This window comes from Planktotalea sp. (assembly GCF_018607995.1).
Classification (GTDB): domain Bacteria; phylum Pseudomonadota; class Alphaproteobacteria; order Rhodobacterales; family Rhodobacteraceae; genus Planktotalea.
Map to the genome: position 1 here is coordinate 1 of NZ_JABBAL010000026.1, position 10,981 is coordinate 10,981.

A 10,981-nucleotide genomic window follows, 5' to 3' on the forward strand; every position below is an offset into this window, starting at 1 on the left:
TCATACCCGCCATTGGCTCATCCAGAAGCAAGATCGACGGCTCCGAGACAAGCGCGCGCGCCAGCTCGACTCGCTTCTTCAGACCATAGGGCAAACGTGCGACAGGAGTTTTGCGGATGTGCTGGATTTCCAAGAAGTCGATGATCTTCTCCGCCTTCTCGCGGTTCTCAATCTCTTCCTGCTCCGCCTTGCCGCGCCAAATCGCTTGCGCCAAAAGACCCGAATTCATCTTATTCAAACGCCCAGTCATGACGTTGTCCAGAACGGTCATGCCCTCAAACAAAGCGATGTTTTGAAAGGTGCGCGCGATACCTTGCTGCGCAACCTCATAAGGCTTCATCTGCGGACGCGGTTTACCATGAAACAGAACCTCACCGTCTTGCGGCACATAAAAGCCCGAGATCACATTCAGCATCGACGATTTACCAGCGCCATTCGGCCCGATAATCGCACGGATTTCGCCCTCGCGAATATCAAACGAGATATCTTTGATCGCAACAACACCGCCAAAGCGCAGCGTGATGTTCTTCATCTCCATCACAACACCGCCAATCGTGCGGCCGTCTTCTGTGACGTAGCTAACTGTTGAGTCCAACATTATAAGTCCCTTATTCCGCAGCAATCTTTGACGCTGTGACAGGAACTACTGCCGCATCACGTATTTCAAGCGTCGCGCTGATTTCGCCTTTGCGGCCGTCCTCATACGTCACTTCGGTTTCTGTGTAGATTTCCGGTGATCCGTCATAAAGCGCGTTCACCAAATCCTCGAACTTCTCACCAATGATCTTGCGACGCACCTTTTGCGTGCGCGTCAACTCGCCATCATCCGCATCCAATTGCTTGTGCAAAACCAAGAAGCGGTGGATCTGACAGCCCGACAACATAGGATCTTCGGCAACAGATTTATTCACTGTCTCTACATGTTCTTGGATCGTCTCAAGCACGCGGGGATGGCCCGCAAGCTCTTGGTAAGAGGCATAAGCGATGTTGTTGCGCTCAGCCCAGTTACCGACCGCTGTAAGGTCAATGTTGATGAATGCGGTGCACCGATCTTTGCCAGCACCGAAAACGACAGCCTCAAGAATGTTGGGGTAGAACTTCAACTTGTTCTCAACGTATTTCGGCGCGAACAGTGCGCCGTCAGACATGTTCGCCACATCCTTCGCACGATCAATGATGCGCAGATGGCCTGTGCCTTCTTCGATGAAACCAGCGTCTCCCGTCGCGACCCAGCCTTCTGCATTTTTGGTATCCGCTGTACTTTCGGCGTTCTTGTAATACTCAACGAACGTCCCCTCAGAGCGGTAAAAGACTTCACCGTTCTCAGCGATCTTCAATTCAACGCCGGGGGAAGGAACCCCAACAGTGTCAGAGCGCACTTGCCCATCAGGTTGCTGCGTGATGAAGACAGACGCTTCGGTCTGACCATAAAGCTGTTTTAAATTAATTCCGAGCGAACGGTAGAAATCAAAAATCTCAGGCCCAATCGCTTCACCAGCCGTGTAGCCAATACGCACACGCGTGAAACCAAGCGTGTTCTTAAGCGGACCATACACCAGTAAATCACCCAGCTTATACTTCAGCTTGTCCATCGCACCGACGGTCTCACCATCAAGGATCGCAGGGCCAACTTTCTTGGCATGTGCCATAAAATAATCGAACATGCGCTTCTTCACCGGCGACGCATCTTCCATGCGGATCATCACAGTGGTGAGCTGTGTCTCGAACACGCGTGGAGGGGCGAAATAATAAGTTGGACCAATCTCGCGCAGATCAGTCATCATCGTATCAACGCTTTCAGGGCAGTTGACGCAGAAGCCAGTCCAATAGGCTTGGCCGAGGGAGAAGATGAAATCACCAACCCAAGCCATGGGAAGATAAGCGAGGATATCTTCGCCCGCGCTCAAACTATCAAACTCAGACGAATGCCGCGATGTCTCGATAATATTGCGATTGCTTAGGACAACGCCTTTGGGTTTGCCCGTGGTACCCGAGGTATAGAGCATCACGCATGTGCTGTCGTAATTGAGCGCTTCGCGGCGGCGGTTCAGCTCTGGCATCAACTCGCCCAAAGCAGCGCGGCCCGCATCTTGCACCTTGGAAAACTGATGCAAGATAGCGTGATCGTATTTGCGCAAACCACGTGGGTCGAGGTAGATCATCTGCTCGAACTGGCTCAGACCTTCTTGGACGTCAGTGACTTTATCCACCTGCTCTTGATCAGCCGCGATCACAAAACGTGCGCCGCAATGATCTAGAACATAAGCCATCTCATCAGCGGAGGCGTCAGAATACAAAGGCACAGGCACAGCGCCAACAGATTGAACAGCGACCATCGCCCAATACAAATACGGACGATTGCGCCCAATGATGGCGATAAAATCACCCTCAGCAGCGCCTAGTGACAGCAACCCAAGTGCAAGTGCATCGATCTCATCAGCAGCCTCAGACCATGTCCAATTCTGCCAGATGCCCAGCTCTTTTTCACGGTAGGCCGCTTTGTCACCAAACTCGACCGCGTTCCGTTGCAATAGCGCTGGTACGGAAGTCAATCCGTTCACGCCTTCAGACGTTTGTGTCAACGATGTATCCTCCCGTTGCTCGCTGTGCGCGAACATGGCCTCTTTTTGCGACTCGCTCTGCATACCGCGTCAGACAGTTCGTGAAGGTCAACTTTTTCTATAAGTTTTCTGAAACCTAACGAATTGTAACAGCCTCGCAGCAGGGCTTTTCGCACCCCTTCAGACAATGCTACGCAACAGCCTATGAAACGCACAGATAGCCATGACACGATGATTGCAGCTGGATTGAACCTGATCCAACAAGCTATGTCGATTTTCGATTCCGACCTGCGTTTGGTGCTGATCAATCGACCAATGCAGCAGATGTTCAATCTGCCTGACAAGCTGATCGAAACTGGTGTGAGTTTTGAAACAGTTATCCGCTTTCTCGCTGAGGCTGGTGAATACGGTGAGATTGACGACCTCGAGGAGTTCGTCGCCGTACGTGCTGAGCTCGCCCTCGCGTTCGAGCCGCATTATATGGAACGCACCCGCGCCAACGGTCGCGTGATCAGCGTTGAGGGCGCGCCTTTGCCCGAAGGTGGTTGGGTGACAGTCTACACAGACATCACGGAGACAAAGCAACAAGAAGCGCTGCTGAGAACCCGTTCTGAAGCACTCAGCGAACAGGTCTTGGCCCGCTCCGAAGAGCTCGCATCGACCAACCGCGCACTCGCCTCTAGCAATGCCGCTTTGGAGGAGACCAAGCACCAACTTACACAAATGGAGGCGCGCACACGTCTCACAACACAAATGATGCCCGCACATATAGCGCACCTAGATCTTGAACAGCGCTACACGTTTTCCAACCACCGTCTCAATGATGTGATGCCGGGCAGTTCCGATGATTTGGTTGGCCGCACAGCGCGGGAGGTGTTAGGCGACGCAAACCACACAAGTATCGCACCTTTCTTGAGGCGCGCTTTCGATGGCACACCTTCGGTCTTTGAATTCACACATGATACCAGTTCGCGCCGTATCCGCGTCGCGTTCACACCGGAAACGACGCAAGACAAGGTCGCAGGTGTCTATGTTCTATCCATGGACGTCACCGAAGAAACCCAAGCGCGCGTCGCGTTGCAACAAACCCGCAGGCGCGAAATGGCGGCACAACTGACCAGCGGTTTGGCGCATGATTTCTCCAATCTGCTCACCATCATTCTTGGCATGCAAGGCAAATTGGAGCGGATGGATAATCTGCCCCCTGAAGCGGATCATCTCATCACGGCGACCCTTGCCGCTGCGCGTCGTGGGGCTGGATTGCTGCACCGGATCGCCGACATGACAAGTCCACGCATCTTTCGCCCAGTGCCCACGCAGCTCTCAACGTTTCTATCTGAACTGCACACGATGGCGACGCCAACCTTGGGGCAGGATCACCACCTTGATATCCAATGCGACACAGCTGACGGCAGCTTCAATCTGGACTCAGGGATGCTGCAAGACAGCCTCTTGAACCTGATCCTGAACGCGCGCGATGCTGCGCCAGAGGGCACAACAATTACCCTAACCGCGCGCGCTGTGCGCGACACTTGGCTAGAGCTGGAAATTGCAGACAAAGGCCTAGGATTTTCCGAACAAGCACTCGGTCAAGCCTTACAGCCATTCTTTACGACCAAGGGCGGCGAAGGATCGGGCCTCGGTCTCGCGATGGTCTATGACATGACTAAGCTCGCAGGCGGCGATCTGAGGCTGTTCAACAAAGAGGGCGCACATGTCGTGATACGCCTTCCACTTAGACCTGCGGATCAACAGATTCCCCCCGGCCTTGTGCTACTTGTTGAGGATAGCGAGGATCTCCGCATGTCGATTCGTGACATGTTGATTGCGCAGGGGCATTTGGTACTGGAAGCAACCTCTGTTCATGAGGCCGAAACGCTTCTAAGCACCGTTCCGGATATTGCCTATGTGCTCTCAGATATACATCTGAGCGGCGCGCGAACAGGGCTGGATCTGGCGCAAACCACATGGCAGCCTATTACATTGATGACGTCCCTCCCCGCCAGCGATCAACTGCATCAAGCCGCAGCCAAGAACGGTGCATTTTTGCACAAACCCTTCACAAGAGACGCCTTGCGCGCTGCCTTAGCCTCCGCGGTTCTCAAAGGAACACCAAATGAGTGATATGCCCCTTGTGACAATTCTGGACGACGAACCAGAGATCCGCGAAATTCTGTCCGACAGGCTGGAAGACGCAGGCTTTCGCACGATGAGCTTTGGCCGTGCGCGCGAATTCGAAGCAGCGCTTAAAACGCTGACACCAGACGTGTGCTTGGTGGACCTTTCCTTGCCTGACACAGACGGGCTGACCCTCGTGCACCGGCTGGCGTTGGAGCTGGGCGCGATTGTCATCATCATTTCTGGCCGCTCACAAGTTCAAGACAAGGTGACAGGGCTTGAGCTGGGCGCGGACGACTACATCATCAAGCCATTCGATCCCTCCGAGGTGGTCGCCCGAATCCGCGTGCGCTTGCGTAAAAGCAGGCCTACCGAAACCACGTCCACCACAGCGCGTTTCTCTGGTTGGACTGCCTCCTTTGATCGCTATATTCTAGAGGATGGTACGGGCGAGCAAATCACATTCAGCCACGCAGAAGGCGAGGTGCTACGCCTGTTTCTCGAAAGCCCCAAGCGATTGATTTCACGCGCTCATATGCAAGACATGCTGGGTGGAGGCGCAGGCGACAGCTTTGACCGCGCGATGGACGTCCGCATCTCTCGCCTACGGACTAAACTGAAAGAAGATCCGAAGAACCCTCAGTTGATCAAAACTATCTACGGCGCTGGGTACATTTTCTTAGGGGACGTTGAATGGCAATAGTGCTGTCACAAATGGAGGGTCGTGGTGGGTTCGAACTATCGACCTACTCATTAAATGTACGCCCAGACGTGTTTTCGCCCAATTTCTCAAAACCACGCTCGGTTGACAAAAATATCTTAGAAACAATGTATTAAGTTGAAGTGAGCTACACTTGCCTCGCTTGTTTCTTGTCACTGAGAATTCTCTAGTACTTAGCCAGACACTTAGAAGATCAACCTAAACCTCTCCACAAACGCAGGTGAGTTGAACCAGAAGCAGCCAGCTACACAAGGCAATTACCGTTCTAATTGGACCGGCCTACTTGAGCCAAAGTTCGGCAACGTATTGGTTCAAGAGCTAACCCACCCAAGCATAGAACGACTTCATCCATCACTTTCGAATACTCCTTATCGTGCAAAGCTCACGCTGGCGCTCCTTTCCAAACTTATGACGTTCGCTGAGATCTGGGAATGACGAGATCAGGGCACCAGCCCATGCAGTTACATCAAGAAGTACTGGGAACAATCGAGAGAGCGTTATCTTATCCGAGAAGCACTTGGACGTTTGGGTGCCGCAATGTCCGAGCTTGTTGATGAAGGTGCCCTCTGGCCAGATATGGCTCACGCAATATCTCTACTTTTACTGACAGGAGCTAGAAAGGGCGAAGTTTTGAGCTTTGAGTGGGAGTGGGTATCGCTGGACCAAAATGTCATTCGACTGTCAGACAGTAAGACCGGCAGAAAGCCCCTATAATTAAGCAGTGCCGCAGTTTCTTTGTTAGAAATACCAAAGAAAGAAAACTGCTACACAAAGTCCAATATGTGTTTCCAGGCCGCGATGGCAACAAGCCACTCGTCGACATCTCCAAACCCTGGGTAGCAATTTGTGAACTTGCCGAACTCCAAGGTATTTGGGTTCACGACCTTCGGCACACAGCAGCCAGCATCGCAGTAGGGCAAGGAGCCGGGCTGCCTGTAGCCTAGACGAACCTGCGGGACACTTCCGTTGTTACTGTAGCTTGTCTCTGAGCGCTTCGTAAGGTGTCTGACCGTTGTGTGCACCGTGCGGTCTAGCGAAGTTGTAGAAGCGCTCCCATTCGTCGAGTTTAGCCTCCAGGTCAACGTCGCCTTTGTAGCTGAGAAGTTGATAGAACTCCTGCTGATCGGAACGGTGAGATCTCTCGACTTTACCATTGAGTTGAGGAGTGTCCCGTTTGATGTAGACGTGCCTGATCCCGAGATCTTCTACATGCCAATGGAACTTGGCTTGGAATTCGTGGCCATTATCCGTACGGACTTCACGAATGCGGAATGGGAACTTTTCGATGATGTGGTCAATGAAGTCGATGGCGTTTGCCTGAGTATGCTTTTCGTAGACTTTGAGGGCGCGAACTCTGGTTGCATCGTCGATAGCTGTGTATTGGAACCGACGGACCTTTTCGCCTCTTTTTCCTTTGAAGGTCAGAAACTTAACATCCACTTGAATGTGATGCCCTGGCACCTGCTTCTGATAGCGTTTGGTGTGCAGCTTGCGCATTCGTGTGCCTCTGGGCAAACGGTTAAGGCCGTTACGCTTAAGGATACGGTAGACGCCGGCATCTGAGATATTGATGCCGTGGTAGCGCGCCAAGTACCAGACGATCCTTATTGGCCCGAGGTGATATTTGCGCCGCAGATAAAGCACTTTTTCAACGATCTCAGCAGGCGTTTGATTGGCTGGGTTCTTCGGGATTGATTTTGCGTTCTTCAAACCAGCTTCACCATGCTTTTGGTATGCATCACGCCATCTATAAAAACTGGACCGGCCGATCCCAAAATATCGACAGGCTTTGCGGGCGTTGCCGATCTTCTCGGCGTGCTGGAGCACTTTAAGTTTGCGTTGAATGTCGCGTTCTTCGTTCGTCATGAATACTTCCTCCATCCCAAATTAGGGAATTTACAGGAAGTGTCCCGGGAGTCCGTACATATCTACAGACTGGGCCAGATATGCTTCCCCTCGATATGCCTGACCCGTTCCCAGGCTGGCGCAGAGTTGAGGACGCCGCATGACCCAAGTCGCAGATCGTTTGGACACTGCTGTGATTGGTGTAGCAGAAGTCACATCACTCGAAGGTTTGTCCGCGATCAATCAACCGGACTGCGGAGCGGCTGTCTTTTGGCGTCAAAAGAGCGATCAATTCGCATCTTGGATTGCGGCATTGGAACCGTCCCAGCTTCCAAATGCGCGTGTCGTTTTACGGCCGAACAAGGTGCGAAACGCGCTGAGACACCTTTGCGAGATCGCAGAGACGCCTGCATGTGCAGAGCGCGATGCTTTTATTGAGGATGTTACCAAATTGGCGACGTCTTTCGCGCGCACTATGAATGCACCTTATGTGCGTTTCCGACTGGATATTGTGACAACAAACGCGTGCCACAAGTTTCATATCGACGCCCTAACAGCGCGCTTGATCTGCACCTATCGTGGGACAGGTACGCAATATGGCACGGCGACAGACAACTCTGATCCAGAACGGATCGTCACGATGCCGACTGGTTCACCTATCGTCTTGCGCGGCACGCGATGGCCTGAAAACCCAGCATCAAAACTGCTTCACCGCTCACCTCCGATTGAAGGCACAGGCGCATCCCGTTTGGTCCTTGTGCTCGACCCCGTTTATGAAGATGATACTCACCAATAAAATCCACAGATAGACGCCATCCTCCTCACGACAGAAACAGCACCAAACCTGAACATCACCAAACGCATTGAGATAGTTACTGCAGAGTGCGCCTTTGGTATGAACATCTTTAAAGACCTCTTCGCCTGGGTGAGAGACACCGTTGGCGGTCGTTCTGACGCTGTACAGAAAACCATGCGTGATAGTCGCAGAACTGCCCTCTATGAGCTTAAGAAAGAGGCGTATGAGGTTGGAGCTAACGCTGTATTAGGGTTTGACCTAGATTACGTTGAGTTGTCATCAGCAGTGTCTATGGTGATGCTAGTAGAGTCGGGTACTGCTGTAAGGATTGAGGTAGAGAACAGATGAATAAAATCGTATTGATAGTAACTTTAGCATTACTGGCAGGTTGTGGTGTGCCGTTCGTCCCTATTGTTTGATCGCTGTTAACTGATGCTCCGAGATAAGGTCATCCTATATCCGTCGTCAGGGTTTTTGGGGCCAATGGCTGCCTAAACTAAGAGAGAGTTTGGCTCATCTGATTGGTTTGATTATGCAGCGTGCTGGCGGTGATACAAGCGTTGGCTTCGAGTGTCTTTCGCTTGATCCTTTCGCTCGAGAGAGTGACTTGCGTGTCATTCTCTAGTCGTCACGCGCAAGCCATATGACTGTATTGTAAAGACAATCTCTATTTGTTCTAGTATTGGGAGCGGCATAAGGAAACCCTTGCGTTCATAACTTGAGTCACCCGCTTAAGGGTGACGACATAAAGAATAATATCACTGTAGATATTTACGGACTCTCGGAACACTTTCTGTAAATTCCCTGATTTGGGATGGAGGAAGTATTCCTGACGAACGAAGAACGCAACATTCAGCGCAAACTTAGAGTGCTCTAGCACGCCGAGAAGATCGGCAATGCCCACAAAACTTGCCAGTATTTTGGGATCGGCAGATCCATTTTTTATAGATGGCGTGATGCATATCAAAAGCATGGTGAAGCTGGTTTGAAGAATGCTAAATCAATTCCGAAGAACCCTGCCAATCAAACACCCGCTGAGATTGTCGAGAAGGTTCTCTATCTCCGGCGCAAGTATCACCTCGGGCCAATAAGGATTGTTTGGTATTTGGCGCGCGACCACGGCATCAAAATTTCCGACGCCGGCGTCTACCGTATCCTTAAGCATAACGGCCTTAACCGTTTGCCCAGAGGCGCACAAATGCGCAAGCTGCACACCAAACGCTATCAGAAGCAGGTGCCAGGGCATCACATTCAAGTGGACGTTAAGTTTCTGACATTCATAGGGAAAAGTGGAGAAAAGGTTCGCCGGTTCCAATATACAGCGATCGACGATGCAACCAGAGTTCGCGCTCTCAAGGTCTACGAGAAACACACGCAGGTAAATGCCATCGACTTCATTGAACACATCATCGAAAAGTTCCCTTTCCGCATTCGCAAGGTGCGCACGGATAATGGCCACGAGTTACAGACCAAATTCCATTGGCATGTCGAAAACAGTGGTGTCAGGCATGCCTACATCAAGCGCGGCACGCATAACGGTAAGACCCCTTACGAAGCCCTAAGAGATAGGCTAAAATAACACAGCAAGTATCTCGAGGACCTGTATAGGCTACATAATCCATGATCAGACATGTAGGCACCATACTAGCACTTCTGATTGGGTATAGCACCCAAGCCGATGCTCACAGTGGCGGCTTAAACAAACAGGGCTGCCATGCTGGCTCTAAGCCCTACCACTGCCACAGCGCTACCAAGAAAGCTGTTAAGGACCCTTCTAGCCCATCCACATTGAATGGAACTGTAACCCATGTCAGGGATGGAGATACTATAGAAGTAAATGGAGTAGCCGTGAGGTTGTCAGCACTTGATTGCCCAGAGAACGGCACACGACAAGGTGACAAAGCAACAAAGGTCGCCAAGCAGTTCAAAGGTTCTTTGGCTCGGTGTGAGCTTACAGGAGCTAAGACCTATGATCGGTTAGTAGGATATTGTTCTGTTGGTGGCTCAGACTTTGGATCGTACATGATGCAAAACTCTGCATGTAAGGTCTGGCCTAAGTATGACGTATGGAACAGATATTAAGATGGACAACACCCTTCACCCAGCCAATGCCCACAAGCAACGATGCCCTAGATGCCAGTCACCACTGAACACTGTAGTCGTTCATGGGCATGAACAGTGTGCCATTTGTAAATCTAATATCTTTGAGTGCTGCTCAGGGGATACATGTGAGACAGACTACAACCTGAGTGTTGGGTATAAGAGAGGGTAAAATGAAGCGTTCAGCTAAGAAGATTTTACGCGCTTTATTCGTGTTGTGCATACTTTTGGTCGCAGCCTTTGCTTTGCTCTTATTGTTTGATCCGAACTTTGGCGCAGTTGGTAGCTGTCCCAATTACCCGTATTGTGATGATCAATGACTAGACCACCCCATGCCAATCCAACACAATCCGGATTTTCTCTTCGGATGAGTAATGCTTGCGTGTGGCGCGCTTGATATCTTTGACCATCTTCTCGCCGGGGCTCTTCTTTGTCTTTCTCATGGTCCACTCCTCAGTGGTTAGGATGAGCAACAAACCCTCTCTTAGCAAACAACCCTATTTGGACCCATAGGCGCTGACGTCAGACAGCTTTTGGCATTGGGCAGAGCTACACGGGCATACACCTCAGAAGTTGTTTGAAGGCATGAAAGTTGCGAAGGCAAAGCAGACTAAAGATGCGCGAAAACCGTACACTCGTGAGCACACCGCAAAGCTCTATGTTGAGCTAACAATGAACCACGCTCGGCTAGTAAAGACGGACGGTCACAAGTGGGGCGCATTACTTGGTTTGTATACAAGTGCTAGACTAAGGAAGATTACTCAACTCGACGTTCAAGATTGAGCAGCCCCGTTTGAGTGGTCCAATTTGAAAGTTAGTGCATGCTTGGCCTTTGGTCCA

Annotated in this window: 10 protein-coding genes; 6 read left to right on the top strand and 4 right to left on the bottom strand. The window is 51.3% G+C overall.

Translation table 11 applies throughout. The features are described from left to right. Both QZ280_RS10835 and QZ280_RS10840 read right to left on the bottom strand, forming a co-directional pair. A partial coding sequence (locus tag QZ280_RS10835) for an ATP-binding cassette domain-containing protein (protein WP_293443924.1) occupies positions 1–598 on the bottom strand: 598 nt, incomplete at its 3' end. Positions 599–608: 10 nt separating this feature from the next. Continuing rightward, on the bottom strand, positions 609–2,582 hold the full coding sequence (locus QZ280_RS10840) for an AMP-binding protein (RefSeq protein WP_293443927.1): 1,974 nt from the start codon (positions 2,580–2,582) through the stop codon (positions 609–611). Positions 2,583–2,765: 183 nt separating this feature from the next. On the opposite strand from QZ280_RS10840, the gene QZ280_RS10845 reads away from it, so the two are divergent. Further along, entirely contained in the window at positions 2,766–4,685 is a 1,920-nt protein-coding gene (locus QZ280_RS10845; protein ID WP_293443930.1) for a PAS-domain containing protein, read from the top strand. Continuing rightward, a complete protein-coding gene (locus QZ280_RS10850; RefSeq protein ID WP_293443933.1) occupies positions 4,678–5,382 on the top strand; it encodes a response regulator transcription factor in 705 nt (234 codons plus the stop codon). The genes QZ280_RS10845 and QZ280_RS10850 overlap by 8 nt, the downstream gene beginning before the upstream one ends. Positions 5,383–6,369: 987 nt before the next feature. Here QZ280_RS10850 and QZ280_RS10855 read toward each other — a convergent pair. Further along, positions 6,370–7,266, bottom strand: a complete 897-nt coding sequence (locus QZ280_RS10855) for an IS481 family transposase (protein WP_293443936.1) — start codon at positions 7,264–7,266, stop codon at positions 6,370–6,372. Positions 7,267–7,405: 139 nt separating this feature from the next. Here QZ280_RS10855 and QZ280_RS10860 point away from each other — a divergent pair, with 139 nt between their 5' ends. The 4 genes from QZ280_RS10860 (at position 7,406) to QZ280_RS16365 (ending at position 10,123) form a co-directional block, all read left to right on the top strand. Continuing rightward, a complete protein-coding gene (locus QZ280_RS10860) occupies positions 7,406–8,041 on the top strand; it encodes a DUF1826 domain-containing protein (RefSeq protein WP_293443939.1) in 636 nt (211 codons plus the stop codon). An 18-nt stretch (positions 8,042–8,059) separates the two neighbouring features. Next, a complete protein-coding gene (locus QZ280_RS10865; protein WP_293443942.1) occupies positions 8,060–8,389 on the top strand; it encodes a heavy metal-binding domain-containing protein in 330 nt (109 codons plus the stop codon). Between the two features lie 541 nt (positions 8,390–8,930). Further along, positions 8,931–9,620 (top strand): helix-turn-helix domain-containing protein, encoded by a 690-nt coding sequence (locus QZ280_RS10870; protein ID WP_293443945.1) that lies wholly within the window; start codon positions 8,931–8,933, stop codon positions 9,618–9,620. A 41-nt stretch (positions 9,621–9,661) separates the two neighbouring features. Further along, positions 9,662–10,123: a thermonuclease family protein gene (locus QZ280_RS16365; RefSeq protein WP_365734572.1), complete on the top strand. Its 462-nt coding sequence runs from the start codon at positions 9,662–9,664 to the stop codon at positions 10,121–10,123. A gap of 338 nt (positions 10,124–10,461) precedes the next feature. Here QZ280_RS16365 and QZ280_RS10875 read toward each other — a convergent pair whose 3' ends face one another. Beyond that, positions 10,462–10,584: a hypothetical protein gene (locus QZ280_RS10875; protein WP_293443948.1), complete on the bottom strand. Its 123-nt coding sequence runs from the start codon at positions 10,582–10,584 to the stop codon at positions 10,462–10,464. Between the last annotated feature and the right edge of the window lie 397 nt (positions 10,585–10,981).

Coding starts and splice junctions, on each gene's coding strand:
- QZ280_RS16365 (WP_365734572.1), top strand. CDS start 9,662: ATGATCAGACATGTAGGCACCATACTAGCACTTCTGATTGGGTATAGC.
- QZ280_RS10845 (WP_293443930.1), top strand. CDS start 2,766: ATGAAACGCACAGATAGCCATGACACGATGATTGCAGCTGGATTGAAC.
- QZ280_RS10855 (WP_293443936.1), bottom strand. CDS start 7,266: ATGACGAACGAAGAACGCGACATTCAACGCAAACTTAAAGTGCTCCAG.
- QZ280_RS10860 (WP_293443939.1), top strand. CDS start 7,406: ATGACCCAAGTCGCAGATCGTTTGGACACTGCTGTGATTGGTGTAGCA.
- QZ280_RS10850 (WP_293443933.1), top strand. CDS start 4,678: ATGAGTGATATGCCCCTTGTGACAATTCTGGACGACGAACCAGAGATC.
- QZ280_RS10875 (WP_293443948.1), bottom strand. CDS start 10,584: ATGAGAAAGACAAAGAAGAGCCCCGGCGAGAAGATGGTCAAAGATATC.